This window comes from Rhizobium sp. BK212, assembly GCF_014197475.1.
In the GTDB taxonomy this organism is placed as follows: Bacteria; Pseudomonadota; Alphaproteobacteria; order Rhizobiales; family Rhizobiaceae; genus Rhizobium; species Rhizobium anhuiense.
Window position 1 is genome coordinate 519276 of record NZ_JACIFS010000001.1, and the last position, 25559, is coordinate 544834.

The window sequence follows — 25559 nt, forward strand, 5'->3', positions numbered from 1 at the left end:
GGCTTGTCAAGGCGACTGATGGTCGGTGATCAGTCTCCAGACGGCATCGTCGCCGGACAGGTTTTCAAAATCGGCAAGCTTGCGAAGCTGCAGGAAAGAGGCCTCGGACACATTCCGATTTCCCCAGCGCAAGCAGTCCATGAACTTGACTTCGCGTTCATGCACACTCATCGGCGCTTCGAGCGATCCCTTTGCATGCAAGCGAGACTTGCTCAAGATGCCCCCATCGCGCGTCGTGACGGTGACGACGTGCGGGAGGCGCTCCACGCCTTTTTCCTCTTCGGCCGAATAGGACTGCATTTCGATGCACGGCATGAGTTCCCGGATTTCCGGCCGCCCAATCTCCTGCCGCGTAAAATCCGAAAGGCTAAGGGAGCCTTTGAGGAAAGCTGTCGCCAGGCAATATTGCATCGAGAAGCGGGCCTGCATCTCATCGATGGGGTCGGGATAAGCGAGGTTGCGGGCAGCGGATATGCCGACTTTTGTCTCGATCCGGGCAATGTCGCCAGCCAGAAGCCCACGCTCCTGCTTCAGATCCAGAAGCGCGTCGATGGCGCGATGGGTCGAGGCGCAACAGGGATGGCGCTTGGTCACCACGCCTCGGCTTTCGATGACATGTTCCTCCTCGAAGGTCAGGCCCTGCCAGCCCTTGGCATCATTGCCCCCGAAGAGATCGAGGAAACCTTGCGGCCGCTCGAGGATATCCGGCCGCCCGCTCATGCCGGCCAGCGCCATGCGCGCCGCGTCCACGGCATGGCGCGCGGCAATGCCGGCGTGAAGCGGTTTGGCGGTCGTGCCGAATTGCCCTTTCGGGCCGCAGGCGAAGCTCGTCGCCAGGCTCATCGCCGCGACGAGTCTCTCTTCGTCGGCGCCGAGAAGCCGTGCCACGCCAGCCGCAGCCCCGATGCTGCCGACCGTCGCTGTCGCGTGCCAGCCCCTGTTGTAGTGAGAGGGATTGACGCCAAAGCCGACCGCCGCCTGCGCTTCCAGCCCGGCGAGGTAGGCCTCGAGAAACCGTCTTCCGCTCGTCACCTTGCCGCTGGTCAGAACCGCCAGCAGCGCCGGCACCAGCACCGCGGAAGCATGCGCCCTCGCCGGATGGAAATTGTCATCGAAATCCAGCGCATGCGCCGCGGTTGCGTTGATGAGTGCGGCGAAAGAGGGCGAGGCGGAGCCGCCGGTGACGAGCCGCGCTTCGCCGCCTCCGGCGATTTCCCCGTCGAAGGCGCGAATGAGTGCCGCAATGCTCTCATCGCCCCGGCCGGCAATCATGCAGCCGATGGTGTCCACCGCAGCATCTCTTGCCCGCTCCATGGCGACGTCTGAGAACGTTGTTCGCGACAGGACCTGTTCCGCGATCTTCCGGAGAATGGTGGCCATTGACGAAAGTCTTTCCGTGAGTTTGGTTCTCGGCGGAAAATGTTCAACTTTCCGCAGCTCCGCAATCTTATGCGGATCGCGGGTAGGGCTATCGACATTGGAGATAGAATGGCGCGAGACACGAGTGCGGCGATCAGCCTGAAGCATATCGAGGCCTATGACGCCATCGCCGCGACGGGCTCGACGATCGCCGCTTCCGTCGAGCTCGGGATCTCGCAATCGAACGCCAGCCGCTTGCTGCAGCAACTCGAAGACTATCTCGGCGTCCGGCTTTTCGAACGGGAAAAGAACCGGCTTCAACCGACCCGCGAGGGGCTGCAGCTCGGCCCGGAAATCCGGGCCATTTCCGACCGGCTGCGCGCCTTGAAAACCGCGGCGATGGAGCTCGAGAGCGGTCGGTCGCGCGAGATCATGCTGCGGCTCGCCTTTCCCTCCAGCCTTTCCTCGACGCGCATTCCGAAGCTGGTGAAGAATTTTCTCGCCGCCAATGGTCCGATGCGCGTCGAAGTCGCGTCCGGCAGCTATCTGGCAATCGAACGGATGGTGGCCGACGGCGAAGCCGATCTCGGTTTCGCGCGGCTGCCACTGATGAGCCCGGGGTTGAAACAGGAGAAGATCCTGTCGTCGCGGATTGTTTGCGTCCTGCATAATGATCATCCCAAGGCCGGCAGCCGCCTATTGTCGGTCGGCGAGCTGAAGGGGCAGGATCTGATCATGCTGAACAGGGAGCGGCCGGTTCGCCATGAGCTGGAGGCGTTGTTCTACAACGCCGGCATCCGCCAACGCCCCCTGCTCGAGGCGCATTCGGTGGCGAGTGCCTGCGCTCTGGCCGCCCAAGGGCTCGGCATTGCGCTGGTCGGTGAGATCATCGCCCGCGAATATGCGACGCTGCCGCTGCAGTTCATCCCGCTCGAACCGGAACTGCCGGTTGCCTACGCGCTGATCAGCGGCGAGAAATTTCCGATGCCCAAGGCCGCCAGCCTCTTCCTTCAAAGCATTTCGGACTGGGCATGATGACGGTGCTTGGACTGTCCCGGGGGATCGCAAACGCATGAATATCAAGCAACTGGAAGTCCTGCGCACGCTTCTGGCGACGGGGTCGACGATTGCCACGGCAAAGACGATGGGTCTCAGCCAGTCCGGTGTCAGCCGCCTCCTCCAGCAGCTCGAGGCGGATCTTTCGATGTCGCTTTTTGTGCGCGACAAAGGCCGTCTCATTCCCACGCCCGAGGCCCTGCTTCTTGCCCGCGATGCCGAGAACATCTTGCTGGCGGTCGATCGGATGTCGGGTCATGCGGAGGACCTAAGAAGCGGCGCCGCCGGTCCGGAGATCGTCCGCATCGGCCTGCCGAGCAGCATGTGGGAGCATTTCGCGCCGGCCATGCTGGTCGATTATATCAGGGATTTCCCCGGTGTGCGGATCGAGACCTTCTTCGAGACGACGACTGCGATCAACAAGCTTGTCGAGCAGAGGGTGATCGATTTCGGCTTTCTGCGCATGGAGGGCGAGAGCGGACCGGGCATCGAGGTCGAGCGCGTCGCCACCGGCGAAAGCGTCTGCGTCGTTCCGAAGGATCATCCTCTTGCGAAACTGGAGGAAATCACGGTCAAGAATTTGCGCGACGTTCCTCTCATTCTGATCGGGCGCCAACGGCCGAATCGCATGGCGCTCGACCAGACCTTCCGGCGAGCCGGCATCAAGCAGATCGTCAAGATCGAGACACATACCAACAGTTCCGCCTGTTCCTATGTCGCGCATGGCCTTGGGGTCACGATCATCAGCAGCTTTTATGCCAATCTCTATCGCCACCTGCCGGTGGTTCACCGTCCTTTCGTGCCACGCGCGACCCAAGAATTCGGATTGGCGAGGGCGGTCGGGACGCCACTCTCGATTGCTGCCCACGCTCTGAGCGACGCCTTGAAGCGACAGATCCGGCTTTCGCAAAAAGACGTTTGAAATTAAGCTATTAGCCTGAAGCCTTGCGCGAACGCAGTCGCTTTGGTTGCGGTCGTATTCCGCATAGACTTATGACGGAATCGCATAATATTGCGGATATTTCTTCATTCGATCATAGTCTGCGGCAACGAAACCGATGGCGCCGGGCACAGTCCGTCGCCCATCGCGGGGAACAAAAATGCTGAAATTCGTTCTAAACCGCCTGCTGATGGCATTGCCGACGATCGTCCTCGTTTCGGTGACTGTCTTCACCCTGATCCGCTTCATACCCGGCGATCCGGCGGCACTGATGCTGGGGGATATGGCTGAGCCGGATCAGATCGCGGCAATGCGCTCGGAACTCGGCCTCGACAAATCGCTGCCTGAGCAGTTCCTGATCTGGACCGCCAATGTCGTGCAGGGTGACTTCGGCCGCTCGATCGTCAATGACGAGGCGGTGCTGCCGCTCGTCGCTTCACGTTTTCTGGTCAGCGCCGAAGTCGTCGTCGTCGCCGTGCTTCTGGCAAGCCTCATCGCCGTGCCGGCCGGCGTCATCGCCGCCTGGCGGCAAAACAGTTTGACGGACCTTGCGCTGGTCGGCACGGCCACGATCCTGCTGTCGATCCCGACATTCTGGCTCGGCCTCCTGCTTCTGCTTTTCTTCGGCTTGAAACTCAGCTGGCTGCCGGTGCTCGGCTATGTCTCGATCGGCAGCAACCTCACCGGCGGCCTGCTCTATCTCGTGCTGCCGATCATGACTCTGGTCATTCACGAGATGGGTGTGTTGATCCGCATGGCACGCGCCTCGACGCTGGAAGTGCTGCGTCTCGACTATATCACCCACGCCCGGGCCAAGGGGCTTTCCGAAAGCGCCGTCCTCTGGCGGCACGCCTTCAAGAATGCCTTCGGCCCGACCTGGACAGTCATCGGTCTGATCCTCGGCAATCTGCTCGGCGGCATTGCCGTCATCGAGACGGTCTTCACCATTCCGGGACTCGGGCGACTGATGGTCGACAGTATTTTTGCCCGCGATTACCCGGTGATCCAGGGGTGTCTGCTGTTCGTCTCGCTTTCCTATGTGCTGGTCAATTTGGTCGTCGACCTGCTCTATCCCTTGTTCGATCCGCGGGTAGTCGCCGAATGAAAAACGTCACGTTCAACGGCTTCATCGGCAGCATTCTGATTGCCGCATTGCTCATCTCCGCTGCGATAGGCCTTTTCTGGACCCCCTATGATCCGATGAAGCTCGGCTTCACCGCGCGGCTGGCGGCGCCAAGCAGCGCCCACTGGCTCGGAACCGACGAATTCGGCCGCGACGTACTCAGCCGCCTGATCGTCGGCGCCCGGGCGAGCGTCTGGATCGGCACCTTGACGGTCACATTCGCGACGGTCTGCGGCACGCTGATCGGTCTCGTCAGCGGTTACGCCCGCGGTTGGATCGATGCAGTCATCATGGCCGTCAACAATGCGCTTCTCGCCTTTCCGGGCATTTTGCTGGCGCTCGGTTTGCTCGCCGTCTTCGGCGCCAACCAATATGGCATCATCTTCGCGCTGGGCATTGCCTATTCGCCCTCGATGGCCCGGGTTGTCCGGGGTGCCGTTCTGTCGCTGCGCGAGCGGGAGTTCATCGAGGCTTCCAAGGTGATGGGCAATGGCGAGCTCTACACCATGTTCCGCCATATCCTCCCCAATTGCATCGCCCCGATCACCGTGCTTGCGACCTCGATGTTCGGCTGGGCGATCCTTTCGGAAAGCGCGCTCAGCTTTCTCGGCCTCGGCGTGCCGCCACCGGCGCCCACCTGGGGCAACATGCTGGCCGCCGGCCGGCCATTCATCGAGCAGGCGGTCTGGCTGGGTCTCTTCCCGGGCCTGGCGATCGCCCTGACGCTCCTCGGCATCAATCTTCTGGGCGACGCTCTTCGAGACAAGCTTGATCCGCGGATGAGGGGACTGAAATGACCAAGGAAACGCTTTTGAATGTCCGCAACCTGTCGCTTCAGGTCGCCGGCACCGGTGTGCAGGTCGTCAAGAACGTGAGCTTCGACATCGCGCCAGGCGAGATCTTCGGCATCGTCGGGGAAAGCGGATCGGGCAAGACGCTGGCAACACGCGCCCTGATCTCGCTGCTGCCGGCGCCGATCAAGGTGATCGGCGGCTCCGTTGCCTATAAGGGACGCGACGTGCTTGCGATGAGCGCTGCGCAATTGCGCCAATTGCGCGGTGCGGAAATCGGTGTCGTCTTCCAGGAACCGATGACCTCGCTCAATCCCTCGATGACCGTCGGCCGCCAACTCGAAGAAGGGTTGCAGCTGCATACGAAATTTTCGCAGGAAGAGCGGCGCAGCCGGATCCTTGACGTGCTGAACCGGGTCGGGATCCGCGATCCCGCCGGGGCGCTCACTTCCTATCCGCATGAATTCTCGGGCGGCATGCGCCAGCGCATCATGCTGGCATCGGTCATGCTGCTGAAACCGGCGCTGTTGATCGCCGACGAGCCGACGACGGCGCTCGATGCCGTGATCCAGCGCGATGTCATGGAATTGATGGTGGAACTGACGCAGGCGGAAGGCACCGCCGTGCTGCTGATCAGTCACGACCTGCCGATGGTTGCCCGCTACACCAACCGCATCGTTGTCATGGAAAAGGGCGTGATCGTCGAAGAAGGACGCACCGCCGATCTGCTCGACGCACCACAGCGTGCCTATACGAAGAAACTGCTTTGCTCCCTGCCGTTCCGCGGAGAGACCCGGACGATCGACAAGACCAAGGCGCCGATGGTCTCGGCACGGGATATCGTCGTCGATTATCCGGGCCGGCGGTCGCTGATGAAGAAGGCAACGCCAAAGCGGGCGCTGCATGGCGTCAGCATCGATATCCACGAGGGCGAAGTCGTGGCACTGGTCGGCGGTTCGGGTTCCGGCAAGACCACGCTCGGCCGCACCATTGCCGGACTGGTCCGGGAGAGCGAAGGCGATATCCGGTTCAGGGGACGCAGCCGCGACGACAACTGGATGGACTATCGGCTGAATTGCCAGATGGTGTTCCAGGATCCTTATTCCTCGCTCGATCCGCGCATGACCATCGTCGCGCTTGTGGAAGAAGCGCTGCGGCTCGTTCCCGATCTCGACGCTGCGGCAAAGCGCAAGCGCGCCCTGGAGACGCTGGAGGAAGTCGGGCTTGGGGCCGACTACGCCGGGCGCTACCCGCATGAGCTTTCGGGCGGCCAGCGTCAGCGCGTGGCGATTGCCCGGGCCATTGCGCGCCGGCCGAAATTCCTGATCGCCGACGAACCGGTATCGGCCCTCGACGTGACGGTCAGGGCGCAGGTGCTCGAACTCCTGTCCGATCTGCAAAAACGCTACGGCTTTTCCTGCCTGTTCATCAGCCACGATCTCGGCGTGGTCGAACAGGTGGCCGATCGTGTCGTCGTCATGCAGGACGGCCGGATCATCGAGCAGGGCGACCGCGATACGGTTTTCGACAGCCCGAAGGAGGCCTACACACAACGGCTTCTCTCGGCCATCCCCGCTCTGGACCACAATGCTCAGGGCGGCGTGATCCTCAAATGGCGCCTGGAGAACTGACATGACGACGATGATTGAATCCGCAAAGCTTGCGGAGCGATTGAATGCGATCTGCGATGCCCAGCCTTTCGTGACACGCTTCATGGTGCGTGCGCTCGGCAGCGGAGAAACGATCGGCAGAGGCGCGGACGAGGAAACGCCCTCCGCCAGCACCCGAAAGACCTCGATCATGATGGCAGCCTTGAAGGCCGCGCATGAAGGCCGCCTGGATCTGGACGAACGGATTACCTACGAAAAGCGTTTCGCCGAGGAAGTGGCAAGCGGGATGTTCCGCTATCTCAGCCCCGGAATCGTCCTATCGCTGCGCGATGCCATCACCGGCATGATGGTGCTGAGCGACAATGTCTGCACCAAGATGGTCTTCGAAAGGCTGACGCTCGAAGAGGTCGACAATTATTGCAAGTCGATCGGCATGACAGGCACCAACCATCGCTTCCTCATCCCTCCCTTGGCGCTGTCGCCCGATCATTCCTTGAAGGCCGTCACCACGACGACGGCGCGGGATCAGGTCTATCTGCTGCAGACCATCCTGGATGCGCAGGATTCGCGGGACGCTGCGGACCGGCTCGGCTGCTCGCAGGCGCTGTGCGCTTACGCGCTTCAAACCCTGAAGAACCAGATCCTGCGCTATGCCATTCCTTCCCGGCTGCCGTTCGGGGTGCTCGTCGCCCACAAGGGCGGCACGGGAAAGCGCGGCCGCATGAATGCCGGCATCGTCTATCGCGACGGGACCCCCTTCTACATCATCGCCGCCTATACCGACGACGTGCCGCAGGAAATGCCGGACGGCACACCTGGCTATACGGTCGCGCTCGAAACCATCGGCAGGCTTTCACGCGCCTGCTGGGATGAACTCCGATCCTAACAATCCATAAAAGAGGGTAGAACAATGCATAAGCTTCTTCTCGCAGGCACCATGTTGATGGCGATGGCCGGCGTGGTCGATGCCCGCGATATCGTCGTGGCGCAAAGTTCCGATTTGCGCAGCGCCAATCCAGGCGTCAATCGCGACGGCAATACCGATGGCGTCATCCTGCATATTGTCGAAGGGCTCGTCGGCTATGCCAACAACGGCGAGGTCAAGCCGCTGCTGGCAAAGAGCTTCGAAGTCTCGGCGGATGGGCTGAGCTACAGCTTCAAACTGCGTGACGACGTCAAATTCCACAACGGCAAGAAATTGACCGCCGATGACGTCGTGTGGAACTGGAACCGCTATCTCAAGCCCGAAACGAAATGGACCTGCCTTCCTGACTTCGACGGCAGCGGCAGCGTGCATGTTACCGGGGTCAAGGCAGTCGATACTTCGACCGTCACCATCACGCTGGAAAAGCCATCCGCGGTCTTTCTTGGCCTGATGTCGCGCCCCGAATGCGGTTACACCGGGATCATCTCCCCGGAATCGGTCGGTGCGGACGGAAGCTTCATCAAGCCGATCGGCACCGGTCCCTTCAAATGGGATGAATGGAAGAAGGGCGAATATATCCATCTCGCCAAGTTCGACGATTATGTCTCGCCCCAGAACGACGGCAAACCCGACGGCATGGTCGGCTCGAAACGCCCTCTCGTCGATGGCATCAAGTTCATGGTCATTCCCGACGCTTCGACCGTAAAGGCCGGCCTTCAGTCCGGCGTGCTCGATACCGCGGAGATTTCACCGGATCTCATTCCCGAATTCAAGACGAGCGACACGATGCAACTGATCGTGGCGCGCAACAACGGCAAAAACCTCTTCTACATCCAGACGCGCGACAAGGTTCTGAGCAATCCCGGCGTGCGCCGCGCGATGGCGATGGCACTCGATCTCGACCAGCTCGTCGAGGCAGCCTCCAATGGCACCGGCACCGCCAACGGTTCGATGGTTTCGCAAGACTCGCTCTATTTCGACGATGTCCAGAAGGAACGCCTGCCCTACGACATCGAGGCGGCAAAGAAGGAGCTTGCGGCCGCCGGCTACAAGAGCGAGCCGATTACCATCATCGCCAACAAGCGCAGCAACGTGCCAAGCTTCCCGGCCGCGGTGATGGCGCAGGCCATGATGCAGCAGGCAGGTCTCAACGTGCAGATCGAGGTGCTCGACTATGCGACGCAGGTCGATCGTCGCCGCTCCGGCAACTACCAGATCATCTCGCAATCGGTCGCGCCGCGGCTCGATCCGGCGCTGATGTACGGCTTCTATGTCGGCAACAAGGACAAGAACGCTTCCTTGATGTGGGATGACCCGAAGGCGGTCGAGTTGATGAAGGCGGCCTATGGGGAGCCCGACCAGACGAAGCGTCAGGCGATCTTCGACGAGTTTCACACGCTGATGCTCAAGGAAATGCCGGGCATCTTCCTCTATGACATGGTCGATGTCTGGGGCGCGACCAAGAAGCTGAAGGGCCAGCCCGTCTGGCAATCGAATGCCCGTCTTTGGGAAGTTTCGCTCGACAATTGAGCCTGAACGGCCGCGCCCGGTGGGTCGGGCGCCGCGATCCCGTTTCGACAGTGAACAGGAGAGCCGGCAGGCAGCCCTGCCGGGTCCGGTGAAACACATCCCTGTGGCGGCAGGACAGACAGCGAGGAAATGCCATGAATCTTGACGCGATCAGCTCCATTGCCGCGACGATCGAAAAGATGAAACCGGATTATATCACCCTCAGCGACGGTATCTGGGATTTCGCGGAGCTGAAGTTCGAGGAGCGGCGCTCGTCGCAATTGCTGGCCAGGGCACTCGAGGAAAACGGCTTTGCCGTGCGCCGCGGCGTCGCAGGCATGGAAACGGCCTTCATCGGCGAATCCGGCAGCGGCAAGCCGGTGATTGCTTTCCTCGGCGAATTCGATGCCCTGGCCGGAATGAGCCAGACCGCCGACGTGGCTGAGCCTCTTCCCCAGGCGGCGGGAGCAACCGGTCACGGCTGCGGGCATAATCTGCTTGGTGTCGGGTCGTTGATGGCGGCGGTTGCGCTTGCCCGTCACCTCAAGGAGAACAATCTGCCCGGGACGGTGCGCTATTACGGCTGCCCGGGAGAGGAGGGCGGTTCCGGCAAGACCTTCATGGTTGGCGCCGGCGCATTCGATGATGTCGATGCCGCCCTGACCTGGCATCCGGCTCCGTTCAACGGTGTTCGTTCGACGAACAATCTTGCCGTTCTCGAATATTACTATCGCTTCAGGGGTGTCGCGGCGCATGCCGCCAACAGCGCCCATCTCGGCCGTTCGGCGCTCGATGCAGTCGAACTCATGAATGTCGGCGTCAATTTCCTGCGGGAACACATGCCGCAGGATTGCCGCGTTCACTACGCGATCACCGACACCGGCGGCAGGGCGGCCAATGTCGTGCAGGCCAGCGCCGAGGTTCTCTATCTGATCAGGGCGCCCGACATGCCGCAGGCGCTTGAGCTTGCCGGGCGCGTCGAGAAAGTTGCACGAGGTGCGGCGACGATGACCGAAACCGAGGTCGAGATCGTGTTCGACACCGCCTCGACGAACCTTCTTCCCAACATCACGCTGGAAACGGCAATGCACGAGAACATGGTCGCGCTCGGGCCGATAGCCTTCGACGAGGCCGACATCGCCTTCGCCAGGAAAATCCAGGATACCTTCACTGAGGAAGCAATCAGGAGCAGCATCCGCCTCTATCAGATCAAGGGTGATGTGTTCTCCAATGCCAAGGTCGATGGCTCGACGCCCTTGCACACCGGTCTGCGCGATTTCGAAGGACAATCGCATTTCCGGGCCGGATCGACCGATGTCGGCGACGTCAGCTGGGTGACGCCGACCGCGCAATGCTGGGCGCCAGCCTGGGCGATCGGCACCAATCCCCATACCTGGCAGGTCGTCGCACAGGGAAAAAGCCCGGCCGCGCACAAGGCCATGGCACATGCGGCCAAGACGCTTGCGACAACGGGGCTCGCATTGATGTCGTCACCCGACCTCCTGGCAGCCGCGACGGACGAGTGGCGAGAAAAGACCAGCGGCAAAGCCTATACATGTCCGATCCCCGACAATGTGATGCCCGCAACGGTTCATGGCCGGTAGTTCCCGTCTCCGTCTGCTGTGACAACGACCTGCATCGCACCCGCTTGCAGGATCCCATGAAAAAGCACTAAGGGTATGGAAGTCGAAAGCGCGGAACTGAGGCATTCACCGCTTTCGAACCTCCAACACGTCGGAAAAGGCAAAGATGACAAGCTCCGAATGGCGGGTGGGAGTGCTGTTTTCCAGAAGCGGAATTAGCGAAATTACGGAAACCGAGCACTTTCTTGGCACCGCACTTGCGATCGAGGAAGTCAATGCGGCGGGGGGCGTGCTTGGCAAGCCCATCGTTCCGATCGCCTATGATCCGGGCGGGGACCAAACCGCCTATCGCAATCTGGCCCGGCGCCTGCTCGCCGATGACGACGTCAATATCATTTTCGGTGCCTCGATGTCGGCCAGCCGAAAGGCGGTGCTGCAGATCGTCGAACGGCACAACGGACTGCTGTTTTATCCGTCGATGTACGAAGGTTTCGAATATTCGGAGAATGTGGTCTATACCGGCGCCACCCTCAATCAGAACACCTTCGCGCTTGCGGAATACCTTCTGCGCCACCATGGACGCCGGATCTACTTCGTCGGCGCGGATTATATTTATCCGCGCGAATCCAATCGGGTCATGCGGGATGTGGTCGAGGCAAAGGGCGGTGAAGTCGTCAGCGAGCGATATCTTCCTCTTCATGCCGACGAACAGACCTTGCGTTCGGTGATTTCCGATATCGTCCGTCTCAAGCCCGATGCCATCTTCTCGACGATCATCGGCCGGCCGGCGCAGCGTTTCTACCGCATGTATGCCGAGGCCGGAATCGATCGGACGCGGGTTCCGATTGCCAGCCTGACCATGGCCGAGAGTGAGATTCGCGAGATCGGAGCCGACGCCTGCACCGGCCATATTCTTTCGGCGACCTATTTCCAGACGGTCGAGAACGAGGCGAACGAGCGCTTCGTGGGGGCATTCAAAGCCCGTTTCGGCCAGGACTTCACCACGAGCGTCTGGTCGCAGCCGGCCTATGCGCAGGTTCACCTTTTCGCCCGCGCACTTGCCCGGGCCGGCTCGCTCGAGACCCATCGTATTTCCGAAGAAATCCTTCTGGAAGATTATCTTGCTCCAGAGGGCCGGATCAACTTCGACGCCGATACCCGCCACCTCTGGTTGCATCCCCGCATCGGCGTGGCGCGCGCCGATGGGCTTTTCGACATTGCCTGGCAGGCGCCTGGCCCGATCCGGCCGGACCCGTATCTGACGGCGTCGAGGTTCGAAGACGTCTGGCTGGAGGCCTGAGATGGCGGGACCGAGCAGGATCGTTCAGGATCTGCGGCGCGCACGCGTTCTGGTTGTCCATCCGCGTGACGAGGACGGCAACGTGCTGATCGCTCACCTCAAGCGCCTTGGCTGCGAGGTCCGGGCCACCTGGCCGCTTCCGCCAGCCTTGCCTCCCGACGTGGACACCGTCTTCCTGCATGTCGAGGATGTGCATGTCGAGCACGCGCTTGAGATCATCGACCTCCAGCAGACGGCGATCATCGCCATCGTGACCTATGAGAGCCCGACAGCCCTCCAGGCGATCATCGATCTCAACGCCCACGGCGTTATCAGCAAACCGTTGCGGCCGCTCGGCATCCTGACGCAATTTGCGCTTGCACGCTATCGGCAGAGCTACGAAAAGCGGCTCGCCGGCAAGGTGCAGAAACTCGAGGAAACCTTGAAAAGTCGCCGGCTGGTCGAAAAAGCCGTTTCAGCGCTGCGGGCCATGAATGGTCTCGACGAGGCCGCGGCCTATAAGCTCTTGCGCGATCAGGCGACGTCAAAGCGCGTTCCGATGGCGACGATCGCCGAATCCATCATTGCCGCGCAAGACACCATGAAAAGCCTCGGACTTTCCATCGGCGCAAAAACTCAACCTTAAGTTGCCAGCACTTGCGTCGCTGAAAATGCCTGCTGACGCGGCTTGACGGTCACATTCTTTCGTGCAAGCCTAAAGACAACGAGCAGGTTTGCTCAGCGGCAGGGCTGCCGCATTCACATCATGGCTATGTAGCCTCTGGTTCACGGATTGAATTCCGTGCCAGAGGTTTTTTGCGTTTGGAGACAAGATTGAGTGTCAAGACCTCAACCGCACGGGCGGTAACCGTCGCAACCGTCCAGTTCGAACCGATCATCGGTGATCGCGCCGGTAATCTCGCGGCTATCGAGCGGCTGGCGAAGGCGGCGAAGACCCAAGGCGCGGAGATCGTCGTTCTGCCGGAACTGGCCGATAGCGGCTACACCTTCCGTGACGGCGAGGAGGTTGCCGCATTGGCCGGCCCGGTACCCGGCGGCCCGAGTGCCGAGACGCTCCGCCGCCTTGCCGAGGAGTTTGGCCTTTACATCGTCAGCGGCATTGCCGAGCAGGATGGCGACCGGTTTTACAACAGTGCTCTTCTTTGCGGCCCCGAGGGATATATCGGCAAATACCGCAAGCTCCATCTGTGGAACAACGAAAACCGTCTTTTCAGAAAAGGCGATCTCGGACTGCCGATATTCGACCTGCCTTTTGGCCGTATCGGCATTGCCATCTGCTACGATGGCTGGTTTCCGGAAACGTTTCGTCAGTTGGCCCTGGCCGGCGCCGAGCTGGTCTGCGTGCCCACCAACTGGGTCCCGATGGCCGGTGCCGAAGGCGTTCCCGAGCCGATGGCCAATATCCTCCATAAGGCGGCCGCCCACACCAATGGCCTTTACATCGCCTGCGCCGACCGGATCGGCATCGAGCGCGGCCAGTCCTTCATCGGCCGCAGCCTGATCGTCGGCCCGCAGGGTTGGCCGATCTCCGGTCCGGCCAGTGCCGATCGCGAGGAAATCCTCCTTGCGCAAATCGATCTGTCGAGCGTGACGGAAACCCGCACGCTCAACAGCTTCAATCATCTGCTCGGCGACCGCCGAGCCGATGTCTACGGGTAATGTCAATCCACTCAAGAAAGGGGAACAAAATGCAAATGAAAACCATAATCCTTACACTGGCATCTGCGGCATTCGCCACCGCAGCTTTCGCCGAGGATCCGATCAAGATCGGCGTGCCGGTCGGGCTTTCAGGCGCAAACAGCGTGGTTGCGCCGTCCGTCGTCCAAGCTGCGGAGCTCGCCGTCGAAGAAATCAATGCCAAAGGCGGCGTGCTCGGGCGGCCATTGGAGCTTGAGATCGCCGACGATGCATCAGGGGCGGCCGGCGCGCAAAAGGCCTTCGATTCCCTGGTTTTCCAGAAGGAGGTGAACGTCATCATCTCCATGGAGACGAGTGCTGCGCGCAATGCCGGCCTGCCGATCGTTTCCAAGGGTGAGGTGCCATACATCTACACGTCCTTCTACGAAGGCAAATCCTGCAACGCCAATCTTTTCGTCGATGCCTGGGTTCCAGAACAGCAGGTGCCGCCTGTCGTCGACAATTTCATCAGCAAACAGGGCGCAAAGAAGTTCTTCCTGATCGGTTCGGACTATGCCTTCGGACGCGGCATGCTGACCTTCGCCAAGGGCTATATCGAAAAAGCCGGTGCTCAGATCGTCGGCGAGGAATATCTGCCGATCGACGGCAGCGATTGGACGGCCATCATCTCCAAGGTCCGCTCCTCCGGCGCCGATGCGATCATCACCTCGACGGCCAGCGGCGCACCGAACGTGACCTTGACCAAGCAGTTGCGTTCGTCTGGCGTCACCCTGCCTTACGGCAATCTCGCGGTCGACGAAGGCACCGCCAAGAGCATGGGCGCGGATGCCAAGGACATCTTCCTTTCGGCCTCCTACGTCACCGGCATCGACAGCCCGGAAAACAAGGCTTTTCTCTCGGCCATGGACAAGAAGTTCGGCAAGGAACTGCGCACGCCGAACGATCTCTCCGTGCCGCAATATGAAGCGATCTACCTTTACAAGGCAGCCGTCGAAAAGGCCGGCAGCACGGATACGGCGGACGTGCTCAAAGCCCTTCCTGACGTCTCCTTCACCGGTCCGCGCGGCAAGATCTCCATGAACAAGCAGCACCACGCGCCGCTGACGATGTATCTTGGCCAGGTCAAGGACGACGGCAGCGTTGCAGTCGTCGATAGCTTCAAGGACGTCGATCCCGGCGATCAGTGCCCGAATCTCTGAAACCAGCGTGGCGGGGCAGGGCGCCCCGCCTCCAGCATCGGAGTTCTAGAAATGACGCTCTTTCTCGATATCGTCAGCACTGCGGCCATTCTCTTCATCGTTGCCGCCGGGCTGCTTGCGATCTTCGGCGTGCTGAAGATCATCAATTTCGCGCATGGCGCATGGCTGACCATCGGGGCTTACTGCGCTGTTGTCGTCAGCGGGTTCGGTCTCAATCCATGGCTTGCCATCCCCTTTGCGTTTCTGATCGGCGCGATCCTCGGCGGTGTTGCCGAACGGTTCATCGTACGGCCTCTCTATCGCCGCCCGCTCGACGCCATTCTTGCAACCTGGGGCCTTGGCATCGTCATCGGCCAGCTGATCACGCTGTGGTTTGGCCGCGACGTGCAGTTCACGCCGGCGCTGCTGCCGGGCACCTTCGATCTCTTTGGCACCGGCTACTCGGCCTACCGTCTTTTCGCCATTGTCGCCGCCATCTGTCTGGGTCTCGGCTTCACCTTGCTGCTCGATGGGACAAGGCTTGGTCTCTCCGCCCGGGCAGTCATCATGAACGAAACCCTGGCGCGCGGGCTCGGTATCGATACCGAAAAGGTGCGGCTCGCGACCTTCATGATCGGCACCGGCCTTGCGGCCCTTGCCGGCGTGCTGCTCGCGCCGCTGACCAGCGTCGATCCCAATATGGGCGTCGCCTGGCTGACAGGCGCCTTCATGCTGGTGATGGTCGCAGGCTCTTCTCTCACTGCGCTTGCTGCCGCCTGCCTCATCTTCGGGGCCGCCCAAGTGCTCGTCAGCACCTATTTCAGCCCAATCCTCGGCGGCATCACCGTGGCCGTCCTCTGCGCGATCACACTGCGCATACGTCCGAAGGGATTTGCCCGTGCCTAATAGACAAAAACTCCGGCTTGTCCTTCTTCTGACGCTGGCGCTCGCGGCTCTCCTGCTGATCGTCTTCGGACCGATGTTTCTCGGCCGCTTCAGCCTCAACGTGCTGACGCGTTCGATGATCTACGCCATGCTGGCGATTACCGTCGACTTGCTCTGGGGCTATACGGGTGTTCTCACCTTCGGGCAGGCGGCATTCTTTGGCGTGGGCGCCTATGCCACCGCCATGGTTCTCACCCATATCGGCGCAAGCCCGGCGCTTTTCGTCGTCGCCCTTGTCGCTGCCGTGCTCGTTCCGCTCGTGCTTGGCCTCGCCGTCGGCTGGCTGTCGTTCTATCACGGATCGACACCGCTCTATGCCACCGTGATCTCGCTCGTGGTGCCGATCGTCGTCACCCAACTCATCTTTTCCGGCGGCACCTGGACCGGTTCGTCGAGCGGCCTTGTTGGTTACGAAACCCTCCCGCTCGGGCTTCCTGGCTATTTTCGCCTGTCGGGCGCGTGCCTGCTGGTCTTGGCCGTTCTTGCCATCATCTTCGTCCGGTCGGACGCCGGCCGTCTGCTCGTTGCAATTCGCGACAACGAAGCCCGCATCGCCTATCTCGGCATGAACCCCGCTCGGCTGAAGATCGTCCTGACGGCCGTTCTGGCTGGCGTATGCGGCCTGGCCGGCTTCCTTTATGCCAACGCATCCGGTGTCGTCGCACCCGAGAATACCGGCTTCGTATTCGGAACCGAACTCGTCGTCTGGACGGCGCTCGGTGGCCGGGGAACGATCATCGGACCCTTGTTCGGCGCAATCGGCATCGATTATCTGAGCGCCAGCCTTTCGGGCGATCTGCCCTTCCTGTGGCAATTGATCATCGGTGCGCTCTTCGTCGCCATGATCATCCTTTTGCCGGGCGGCCTCGCTTCCCTGGTGACGCGATTCCTGCTGTCGACGAACTCCAGCAGCACTCTGACGTCCTTGCCGACGCGCATCGTCGCCGAGGACGGTCCGTTGGCAGGCAAAAGCCTTCTGTCGATCCGCGGTCTCGGCAAGTCCTATGGCAGCCTCTCCGTCCTCAAGGGCATCGACCTTGAAATCGGCGCCGGAGAACTCGTCAGCCTGGTCGGCCCCAATGGCGCCGGCAAGACCACGCTGATGCGTTGCCTGTCGGACGGTACCCAGCAGATCGAAGGTCAAGTGGATATCATCGGCACGAATATCGCCGGTCATGCACCGGAACGGATCGTCGCCCTCGGCGTCGGCCGCAAATTCCAGGTTGCCAGCATCTTCGACAGCATGACCATCGGCGAATGCCTCAAGATGGCGCGTTTCAGCCGCGAGACACCCAGTCCGATGCGATCGCTCGCCAAGATCATGCTGCCGGCCGCCGCAGCTGAGATCCTGACGCTCACCGGCATGGCCGACATGTTGGACAAGCCGGTCTTGCTGCTGTCGCATGGTCAAAGGCAGGCTCTCGAACTGGCGATGGTCGTCGCTCTAGAACCACGCATCATTCTTCTCGACGAACCGACGGCGGGTCTTACCAAGACCGAGCGCATGACCATCGGAGCCATCCTCAAGAAACTGACGGACGAGGTGGGTTTCGCCGCCATCCTGGTCGAACACGATCTGGATTTCGTGCGCGACATATCGAGTCGCATCGTGGTTCTCCACCAGGGCAAGCTCGTTCTCGACGGCACGGTGAATGACGTGGTCAATTCCGAAACGGTTCGCACCATCTACGCAGGAGGCGCCCATGGCTGACGCGTTCAAACTCAAACTCAGCGGCGTATCGAGCGGATATGGCGCGGTGGATGTCGTCAATGGCGTGTCGCTTGCCATCCGGCCCGGCGAAATCTTCGCCCTCATGGGCAAGAACGGCATGGGCAAAACGACGCTGCTGAAGACAATCCTTGGCTTCCTGCGCGTCGGCAAGGGCAAGATCGAGGTCGATGGCGCTGCCATCACCGACAGGAAGCCCGCCGAGTTGATCGCTTCCGGCATCGGCTACGCCCCTCAGGAATTGCCGTTGTTTCAGGACCTCTCCATCCGCGACAATCTGCGCCTCGCGCTCAAAGGCGATCGGGATCTGGCATCTGCCCTGGAGCGGGTCTACGCCTATTTCCCGTTCCTGAGGGATCGGCTGGCACAGAAAGCCGGCACGCTGTCGGGCGGGGAGCAGAAAATGCTGATCCTCGCGCGGGCGCTGATGCTGCGTCCGAAACTGCTGCTGATCGACGAAATCTCCGAAGGTCTGCAGCCCTCCGTTGTTCAGAACATCGCCAAGGCATTGAGGGACGACCGCGAAAAGCGCGGCACGACCATCCTGCTGGTCGAACAGAATCTGGATTTTGCCCTTTCGGTGGCGGACCGCTGGGCCATTCTCAAACTCGGGGCGATCGAAGACGAAAGCCTCAATGGTCCGGAGAGCCGCGCCCGTGTCCTGCAACATCTGAAGATCTAGGGGCCGGCGCAAGTGCGAGACCCATGGAGCGCTTTTATACCCTATCCGGATGCAGATGTCGGGCACGCGGCCATCGGCCCGCTTTCCGGCCTTCGACTGGCGGTCAAAGACCTTTTCGACGTTGCCGGCTATCCCACAGCGGCCGGCAACGCCACGGTACTCGCTGCCTCCGGCATCAAGACATCGACGGCGCCTCTGGTCCGGACGCTGCTCGATGCCGGCGCCTGCTTCGTCGGCAAAACCAATACGGATGAGCTCGCCTATTCCCTGATCGGCGGCAACATCCATTTCGGCATGCCGATCAATCCGCGCGATCCCAATCTCATCCCCGGCGGGTCGTCGTCGGGCTCGGCCGTCGCGGTTGCCGCGGGCCTTGCGGATATCGGGCTTGGAACAGACACGTCCGGCTCCATCCGGCTGCCGGCCGCCGTCAACGGCCTCATCGGCTGGCGCCCGACACATGGAAGCCTCGACAACCAGGCACTGCGTCCGCTGGCGCCAAGCTTTGACGTGCCGGGTTTCATGACGAGAAGCCTGGAACCAATGGCTGCGGTGATGAGCGCCGTCGGCATGCCCGCGGCAGATGACCGACCATCATCTATCCTCATTTCCGCGGATATCTTCGCAACCATCGACGACGCGGTTGCCGACGAGATGATCGCCGGCCTTCGATCGGCGGCCATACCTGTCCGCAGGATAGATGCGATCTCCTCGTTCAGCCTCGCCGACCTTGCTTCGGCGTTCATCACCATCCTGCAAAGGGAAGCCTGGGACAGCAACAAAACACTCTTCGAGCGGAGCCCGGAAGCCATTGCTCCCGATATTGCTGCGCGCCTTCTGTCAGGATCTCGTCTGGATGACGAGGAGGTGCGTGAGGCACGTGCGATCGCCAAGCTCTTTTCCGCGGAGATCGACCGATTGCTGTGCGAAGATGTGATTGTCGCTCTTCCGACCTTGGCCATGAGCCCGCCAGCGCGCGATGCCGGCGCAGAAAGCTTCGCTAGATTCCGTTCCGCCTGCATCGAGCTTCTGTGTCTTTCGGGCCTTAGTGGCTGTCCGCAACTGGCTTTTCCAATTGCCGGTTACCTGGGGAAAGTTTCGCTTTCCTTGTTAGGCGCAAGGAGCGCCGACAGGATGCTTATGAATGTGGCCGGGCGATTAAGGGCTGAGTGAAAGAGCAAATGCGGCCGGGAGGCCTTCCCGCCGTCCATCCGTCCCCGTGACTTGCGACCGGCCGATGAAATTGCCGCAGCAATGGCACCGGAATCGCGGCATGGCGCTTGGCTATTGCGTGCTGCCGCCTTCGCGCCGCCCGACCATCTGGCCACCGATGATCAGCAGAGCCGAATTGACCGCACCTATGCGGGCAATCGCCCAACTGCCCGCCGCCACAAACTGCGGAAACACTGCGTCCCGCAGTTGACGCGAAACGCTTTTTGACGATACGGCAAGGCGAAAACGCAAATGGCGGATGGTCGTCGGTGGGGCGGAAGAGCTGCGGAGCATGGGTTTGAAACGGGCGGTGGATTTTTTCCTGGCTTTGCTTGCATCGGTGGTCCTGCTCGTTCCGATCCTGATCGTCGCTCTTTGTGTTCGCTTAACCTCGCCAGGACCGGTTCTCTACTGGTCAAAACGGATCGGTCGTTTCAACCAGATCTTCCTGATGCCGAAATTCCGGAGCATGCGTGTCGACACGCCGACGGTTGCCACGCATCTGCTCGACAATCCGGATCGGTTTCTGACACCCATCGGCTCGTTTCTGCGCAAATCCAGCCTCGACGAACTGCCGCAGCTTTGGTGCATTCTCGAGGGGAAGATGAGCTTCGTCGGTCCGCGGCCGGCGCTCTACAACCAATATGATCTGATGGAGTTGCGCACGGCGCACGGTGTCGACAAGCTCCTGCCTGGATTGACGGGATGGGCGCAGATCAACGGGCGCGACGAATTGCCGATCCCGGAGAAGGTGAAATTCGATGTCGAATATCTCGAGCGGCGCTCATTCGGCTTCGATATGCGCATCCTGTTCTTGACCGCCGAGAAGGTCATTCGCCGCAAGGGTATCAGGCATTAAGTTACCTACTTCTGATAGACTAGCGGTGCAGAAGGCCTTGATTTCCGATTATTTCAGTTGCGCTCGTTGGAGAAAGTGACAAGAAGGTGGTTGTCTGATTGATCTGCGAGACGCTGGTAAGCAATGCCTGAAAATACCCCCGCTGGGACGCCGCGCTCAGGATGGTTGTTACTGCCGATGCAAGCGCTCGTCGCTCCTCTCCTGGCGATGCCGCGTGTTGCCAAACGCGCACTGGCTTTGCTGGTGGATTCCTGCTTTTGCATTCTGACGATCTGGCTCGCCTATTGCTTCCGCCTGAACGAATGGACGGTGCTGACCGGCGTGCAGTGGTTGCCGGTCTTTGTTTCGTTGTGCATGGCACTTCCGATCTTCATCGTCATGGGCATGTATCGGGCGATCTTCCGTTATGCCGGCCTGGCGGCTTTCATCGCAGTTCTGAAGGCCATTGCCATCTACGGCGTCGCCTTCATGACGATATTTACGGCGCTCAGCGTCCCGGGCGTTCCGAGAACCGTCGGCATTCTCCAGCCCTTCCTGCTGCTGATCGGGATCGGCCTGTCGAGGTTGGGTATCCGTTACTGGCTCGGGGATGCCTACCAGCGCATCCTTAACAAGAATACGGTCGCCAAGGTGCTGATCTACGGGGCAGGGAGTGCCGGGCGGCAGCTGGCGGGTGCCCTGACGAACAGTGCCGAACTCAATGTTGTCGGCTATCTCGACGATGATCCGCGCCTCAAGGGCGGTATCATGGGCGGCCTGCCGATCTACGATCCCTCGGATCTTCCGGTGATCGCCGAAACGCTTGGCGTGCACAATGTGCTTCTTGCTCTTCCATCGGCATCGCGGCAGCGCCGCAACGAAATCCTGGAGCATATTCGCACAGCCAGGGTGAACGTTCGCACATTGCCGGATCTTACGGCCCTGGCTCAGGGGCGTATCGCCGTCTCCGACATCCGTGAACTGGAGATCGAAGATCTGCTCGGAAGAGAAGCGGTTGCGCCGCGGCAGGCCTTGCTCGACAAGGCGATGCGCAACAAGGTTGTGATGGTCACGGGTGCTGGCGGCTCGATCGGCGGCGAATTATGCCGTCAGATTTTGCGTAATAGCCCTTCCAGCCTGATCCTCGTCGATCAGAATGAGTTTGCGCTTTATAATATCCATGCCGAGCTGCAGAAGCTGGCCGAACTGTACAAGCATGAAAATCTGCAGATTGTCCCGATTCTCTGTTCCGTCCGTGATCAGGATCGCATCGAGCATATCATGCAGAGCTGGCGACCTCAGACGCTTTATCATGCCGCCGCCTACAAGCATGTGCCTCTTGTCGAACATAATGCCGTGGAAGGCATCAAGAACAACGTCATGGGGACGCTGGTCACGGCACGCGCGGCGAACAAGAACGGCGTCTCGAATTTCGTGCTGATCAGCACCGACAAGGCCGTGCGTCCGACAAATGTGATGGGCGCCAGCAAGCGGCTGGCGGAGATGGTTCTGCAGGCGCTCGCAGCAGAGTCGACGACTGACAGACTGCAAACGAATTTCTCCATGGTGCGTTTCGGAAACGTCCTTGGCTCCTCCGGTTCGGTCGTGCCGCTTTTCAGGCAGCAGATCAAGGAAGGCGGTCCCGTGACGCTGACACACCCTGATATAACCCGCTATTTCATGACCATTTCGGAAGCCTCGCAACTCGTTATCCAGGCTGGCGCGATGGCCGAGGGCGGAGATGTTTTCCTGCTCGACATGGGTGAGCCCGTTCGCATCGCAGATCTCGCCCGCAAGATGGTGGAGCTTTCCGGGCTGACGGTTCGCGACGAGGACAATGCCGAAGGGGACATCGAGCTTTCCGTCACCGGCCTCAGGCCCGGCGAGAAACTCTATGAAGAACTGTTGATCGGGGATAATCCAGAAACGACCGAACATCCCCGGATCATGAAGGCGCGCGAGGATTTCCTCTTCTGGCCGGAGCTTTCGAAAAAGCTCACCTCACTCAATGTCGTCTTGGATCGGAACGATATGACCGCAGCGCGGTCGATGTTGGCGGAGCTCGTCTCTGGCTATTCATCAACGGGCGAGGTCTCGGATCTCGCGTTCACCGGTGCCGAAACCACTACGGCCGCCTGAGACATCCGGCAGCTCGTCCGGCTGCCAGACGCTCAGCCGCGAACGCCGGTGTTGTTCCCACGGTCGGAAAGCCGTTGTGGACAGCCGAGTGGGCTAGCTGAAGAGCCAATGCATGTGCTTCATCGACCTGTCCGTTATTATCGCCAGTATGCGCGAGTCGAACTTTCCGCCGATGATCGACCGAGGAGGTAACCGAGGCCGAATGCCAGCATGCCGGTGGCGAGCAACAATGCGCTTGCTGCTTGCGGGTGATCCCTCGCGCCGGAGGCGACGGCATAGACCTCGCGCTTCACCTCGTTGGCGGCCGACTTCGCGACCTTGGTCAATCCCTCCGGCTGCTCGGTGGGCGTGCCGGTGAATCCGGCGTTCAAGTTCTGTTTGTCGGCCATGTCGAGGACCTTTCCTGAGAGTGGCGCGAAGCAGAAAATTCAATCCTGCTCGCGTGTGCCGGGGGAGGCTTCGCGTTGATCCGCGTCTTCGAGATCCGTCTTGACGAGGAATGCATCCGTATGTTCGCGTGAGGCCTCTCGCAATGCTGCAAGGCTTGGAGGATTGTCAGCCTCGCCCTGCTGTGCATCGAGTTCATGTTCAGCCAGGCTCCAGTGATGCTGATGTTTGCCGTCCGGCCTTCCTTCCTTCTCCCACAGAGAATGGGCCCTTTTTCGGATCTCCTCCTCGCGGGTGGCTGCCGGCGACGCGACGCTCTGCTTGTTGATATCGGTTGCGGCTCGCCGAGCCATCTTCCGTCCGCTTGTTTTCGTCGCGGACGGAACTTCCGGCCGGTCACCGTCGGTCGCGCTTTCGCGTATCTTGCGTCGTGCTGGGTTTTTCATGAGCGCCTCCTTGGATTTCTCAACCAACTCGACCGACCTAAGTTCCAAACAAAGTTTGCTTCTGATTTCGTCAGGTTCATGCCGTCACTCGACCGCAGTGAGTCTTGGCATGGGGATAAAACTAATATACTAGTATGCCAGATAGGTTCAGCGTCCCGGTATCGTTATGCGGCAGGCATCAGAAACCGAAGTTTTGGTCGTCCCGGCCCCGCAAGAGGTTGCCGGCAGATTGCGCCGTATCACCGCGGCCGGCGCAATCTACGAGCGCCTGCATGCCGACATCGTGTCATTGCGAATGCCGCCCGGCATGCTGCTGCAGGAAAAGCGGATCGCCGATGATTTCGGCGTCAGCCGCACGCCGGTCCGTGAGGCGCTGCTCCGGCTTTCCGAAGGCGGACTGGTCGATATCTATCCGCAGTCGAGCACCGTCGTGTCGCGGGTGCCGGTTTCGGCGATCCCCGAGGCGGTCGTCGTACGCAAGGCGCTCGAAGGCGCGACTGTCGAGACCGCGGCCCTTACCGCCACCGCCGCAGACATTGCCCGTCTCGACGCCATCATCGCGCGGCAGCAGACCCATGCTGCGGCCGGCAATGCCTCGAATTTCCATGAGGACGATGAGGCCTTTCACGAGGCAATCGCACAGATCTCCGGTTATCCCGGCATCTGGGCGACCCTGAAAACGGTCAAGGTGCAGCTCGACCGAGCACGACGGCTGACGCTGCCGGTTCTCGGGCGCATGGACAATGTGGTGCACGAACATATGATCATCCGCGATGCGCTCGCCGCCCATGATGCGGTGGCGGCACGCAGCGCGATGACCCATCACCTGAGCGCCGTCATTCCCGATGTCGACGAACTGCGCGCACGTTACCCCGATTATTTCTGCTGACGGCAGGCCAACATGAAACGAAAAGGCGAGGGAAGGAAGAAGGATGCGACAGGGTTGGAGATGGTTCGGACCGGAAGCGCCGGTGACGCTGGATGACGTCCGACAGACGGGTGCGACGAATATTGTCTCTTCGCTGCATCAGGTGCCGATCGGCAGGGCCTGGACGGAAACGGAAGTGCGCGAGCGCCAGTCTCTGATCGAGACGACGCCTGGCGACCGTTCGCCGCTCGTCTGGTCGGTCGTCGAAAGCATCCCGATCCCCGACGCGGTCAAACGCAAGGGCGGGGAGGCCAAAGCCGAAATCGAGGCGTGGATCGCCAGCCTCGAAGCGGTGGCCGCCTGCGGCATTCCGATTGTCTGCTATAATTTCATGCCGGTGGTGGACTGGACCCGCACCGAACTCGATTTCGTGACGCCGACGGGTGCCACCGCCATGCGCTTCGACCACGAGCGCTTCGCGGCCTTCGATCTCTTCATTCTGGAACGGCCGGATGCGGCGCAGCACTATTCCGCGGAGGACCGCGAACGGGCGCGTATCGTCTTCGAGGCGATGTCGGACGACGAGATCGCCGACATCACCCGTATCATCACCTCGGCTCTGCCTGGCTCGACCACCGAACCTCTGACCATTCCGGCCTTCCGCGAAAAGCTGGTCGCCTATAGCGGTATCGATGCCGCCAGGCTGCGCCGGCATCTGATCGAATTCCTGGAGGCGGTGACGCCGGCTGCCGAAGCGCGCGGTGTCAAGCTGACGCTGCATCCCGATGATCCGCCGCGTTCGCTGTTCGGCCTGCCGCGCATCGCCTCGACGGCCGATGACTATGCCGCTCTTTTCGATGCGGTGCCATCATCGGCGAACGGCATGTGTTATTGCACCGGCAGTCTCGGCGTGCGCGCCGAAAACGATCTGCCGGCGATCGCCCGGCGTTTTGCTTCGCGCATTCATTTTGCCCATCTGCGCGCCACGACGCGCGAAGGCGACGGCCGGACGTTCCATGAAAGCGCGCATTTGGAAGGCGACGTCGATATGGTCGCGGTCCTCCGGGAACTGGTGGCGGAAGACCGCCGCCGCGGCGCGCAGGACACCATTGTCTTCCGCTCGGACCATGGCCACCGCATGCTCGACGATCTCGACAAGGTCGTCACACCAGGCTACCCCGCCATCGGCCGCATGCGCGGCCTTGCCGAGCTGCGCGGCATCCTGCATGCGCTGGGCGCCCCGCCGAACTGAGGGCGTCCCCTGTTCGCGCAGCGCCCTTCGGCGGAAATTATCGCGCTCT

The 25559-nt window shown here is 61.0% G+C and carries 23 protein-coding genes and 1 pseudogene; 20 read left to right on the top strand and 4 right to left on the bottom strand.

Annotated elements, in window-relative coordinates:
* Positions 1 to 6: 6 nt before the first annotated feature.
* Entirely contained in the window at positions 7 to 1380 is a 1374-nt protein-coding gene (locus FHT79_RS02495) for an MmgE/PrpD family protein (RefSeq protein ID WP_183902945.1), read from the bottom strand.
* A 39-nt stretch (positions 1381 to 1419) separates the two neighbouring features.
* On the opposite strand from FHT79_RS02495, the gene FHT79_RS02500 reads away from it, so the two are divergent.
* The 16 genes from FHT79_RS02500 to FHT79_RS02575 all read left to right on the top strand — a co-directional run bounded on the left by FHT79_RS02500 (position 1420) and on the right by FHT79_RS02575 (position 19541).
* Positions 1420 to 2394, top strand: a complete 975-nt coding sequence (locus tag FHT79_RS02500; RefSeq protein ID WP_183902946.1) for a LysR family transcriptional regulator — start codon at positions 1420 to 1422, stop codon at positions 2392 to 2394.
* A gap of 37 nt (positions 2395 to 2431) precedes the next feature.
* A complete protein-coding gene (locus FHT79_RS02505) occupies positions 2432 to 3337 on the top strand; it encodes a LysR family transcriptional regulator (protein WP_028756484.1) in 906 nt (301 codons plus the stop codon).
* Positions 3338 to 3515: 178 nt separating this feature from the next.
* Positions 3516 to 4460: an ABC transporter permease gene (locus FHT79_RS02510; RefSeq protein WP_047615028.1), complete on the top strand. Its 945-nt coding sequence runs from the start codon at positions 3516 to 3518 to the stop codon at positions 4458 to 4460.
* Positions 4457 to 5275 carry an ABC transporter permease gene (locus tag FHT79_RS02515; RefSeq protein ID WP_017992060.1) on the top strand — a complete coding sequence of 273 codons (819 nt, stop codon included), beginning with the start codon at positions 4457 to 4459 and terminating at the stop codon, positions 5273 to 5275. The genes FHT79_RS02510 and FHT79_RS02515 overlap by 4 nt, the downstream gene beginning before the upstream one ends.
* Positions 5272 to 6900 (top strand): ABC transporter ATP-binding protein, encoded by a 1629-nt coding sequence (locus FHT79_RS02520; protein WP_028756482.1) that lies wholly within the window; start codon positions 5272 to 5274, stop codon positions 6898 to 6900. The genes FHT79_RS02515 and FHT79_RS02520 overlap by 4 nt, the downstream gene beginning before the upstream one ends.
* Before the next feature lies 1 nt (position 6901).
* Complete coding sequence (locus FHT79_RS02525; RefSeq protein ID WP_028756481.1) at positions 6902 to 7765, top strand: serine hydrolase; 864 nt, start codon at positions 6902 to 6904, stop codon at positions 7763 to 7765.
* Positions 7766 to 7789: 24 nt separating this feature from the next.
* Positions 7790 to 9334 carry an ABC transporter substrate-binding protein gene (locus tag FHT79_RS02530; protein ID WP_028756480.1) on the top strand — a complete coding sequence of 515 codons (1545 nt, stop codon included), beginning with the start codon at positions 7790 to 7792 and terminating at the stop codon, positions 9332 to 9334.
* 134 nt (positions 9335 to 9468) lie between these two features.
* Positions 9469 to 10917 (top strand): M20 family metallopeptidase, encoded by a 1449-nt coding sequence (locus tag FHT79_RS02535; RefSeq protein WP_183902947.1) that lies wholly within the window; start codon positions 9469 to 9471, stop codon positions 10915 to 10917.
* 145 nt (positions 10918 to 11062) lie between these two features.
* Positions 11063 to 12196 (top strand): transporter substrate-binding domain-containing protein, encoded by a 1134-nt coding sequence (locus FHT79_RS02540; RefSeq protein WP_028756478.1) that lies wholly within the window; start codon positions 11063 to 11065, stop codon positions 12194 to 12196.
* A 1-nt stretch (position 12197) separates the two neighbouring features.
* Complete coding sequence (locus FHT79_RS02545; protein WP_028756477.1) at positions 12198 to 12821, top strand: ANTAR domain-containing protein; 624 nt, start codon at positions 12198 to 12200, stop codon at positions 12819 to 12821.
* 188 nt (positions 12822 to 13009) lie between these two features.
* Positions 13010 to 13855 carry a nitrilase family protein gene (locus FHT79_RS02550; RefSeq protein WP_028756476.1) on the top strand — a complete coding sequence of 282 codons (846 nt, stop codon included), beginning with the start codon at positions 13010 to 13012 and terminating at the stop codon, positions 13853 to 13855.
* Between the two features lie 29 nt (positions 13856 to 13884).
* Complete coding sequence (locus FHT79_RS02555; protein WP_183902948.1) at positions 13885 to 15033, top strand: substrate-binding protein; 1149 nt, start codon at positions 13885 to 13887, stop codon at positions 15031 to 15033.
* A gap of 51 nt (positions 15034 to 15084) precedes the next feature.
* Entirely contained in the window at positions 15085 to 15918 is an 834-nt protein-coding gene (locus FHT79_RS02560) for a branched-chain amino acid ABC transporter permease (RefSeq protein ID WP_183902949.1), read from the top strand.
* Entirely contained in the window at positions 15911 to 17668 is a 1758-nt protein-coding gene (locus FHT79_RS02565) for an ATP-binding cassette domain-containing protein (protein ID WP_312865531.1), read from the top strand. Before FHT79_RS02560 ends, FHT79_RS02565 begins: the two co-directional genes overlap by 8 nt.
* Entirely contained in the window at positions 17661 to 18368 is a 708-nt protein-coding gene (locus FHT79_RS02570; protein WP_097630923.1) for an ABC transporter ATP-binding protein, read from the top strand. The genes FHT79_RS02565 and FHT79_RS02570 overlap by 8 nt, the downstream gene beginning before the upstream one ends.
* 12 nt (positions 18369 to 18380) lie before the next feature.
* A complete protein-coding gene (locus tag FHT79_RS02575) occupies positions 18381 to 19541 on the top strand; it encodes an amidase family protein (RefSeq protein ID WP_183902951.1) in 1161 nt (386 codons plus the stop codon).
* A 141-nt stretch (positions 19542 to 19682) separates the two neighbouring features.
* Here the strand turns inward: FHT79_RS02575 and FHT79_RS02580 are convergent.
* Positions 19683 to 19763, bottom strand: a pseudogene (locus FHT79_RS02580) (EamA-like transporter family protein); the annotation flags it as partial.
* A 109-nt stretch (positions 19764 to 19872) separates the two neighbouring features.
* Here FHT79_RS02580 and FHT79_RS02585 point away from each other — a divergent pair.
* Both FHT79_RS02585 and FHT79_RS02590 read left to right on the top strand, forming a co-directional pair.
* Positions 19873 to 20439 (top strand): sugar transferase, encoded by a 567-nt coding sequence (locus FHT79_RS02585; protein ID WP_028756496.1) that lies wholly within the window; start codon positions 19873 to 19875, stop codon positions 20437 to 20439.
* A 123-nt stretch (positions 20440 to 20562) separates the two neighbouring features.
* Positions 20563 to 22557 (top strand): nucleoside-diphosphate sugar epimerase/dehydratase, encoded by a 1995-nt coding sequence (locus FHT79_RS02590; protein ID WP_028756497.1) that lies wholly within the window; start codon positions 20563 to 20565, stop codon positions 22555 to 22557.
* Between the two features lie 137 nt (positions 22558 to 22694).
* Here FHT79_RS02590 and FHT79_RS02595 read toward each other — a convergent pair whose 3' ends face one another.
* The gene (locus FHT79_RS02595) at positions 22695 to 22946 is read right to left on the bottom strand and encodes a hypothetical protein (protein WP_028756498.1); all 252 of its coding nucleotides are present in this window, start codon (positions 22944 to 22946) and stop codon (positions 22695 to 22697) included.
* A 39-nt stretch (positions 22947 to 22985) separates the two neighbouring features.
* Entirely contained in the window at positions 22986 to 23390 is a 405-nt protein-coding gene (locus FHT79_RS02600) for a DUF2934 domain-containing protein (protein ID WP_028756499.1), read from the bottom strand.
* Positions 23391 to 23556: 166 nt separating this feature from the next.
* On the opposite strand from FHT79_RS02600, the gene FHT79_RS02605 reads away from it, so the two are divergent.
* Both FHT79_RS02605 and uxuA read left to right on the top strand, forming a co-directional pair.
* Positions 23557 to 24279: a GntR family transcriptional regulator gene (locus FHT79_RS02605; RefSeq protein ID WP_028756500.1), complete on the top strand. Its 723-nt coding sequence runs from the start codon at positions 23557 to 23559 to the stop codon at positions 24277 to 24279.
* Between the two features lie 43 nt (positions 24280 to 24322).
* Positions 24323 to 25510 carry a mannonate dehydratase gene (gene uxuA / locus FHT79_RS02610; RefSeq protein WP_183902952.1) on the top strand — a complete coding sequence of 396 codons (1188 nt, stop codon included), beginning with the start codon at positions 24323 to 24325 and terminating at the stop codon, positions 25508 to 25510.
* Positions 25511 to 25559: the final 49 nt, after the last annotated feature.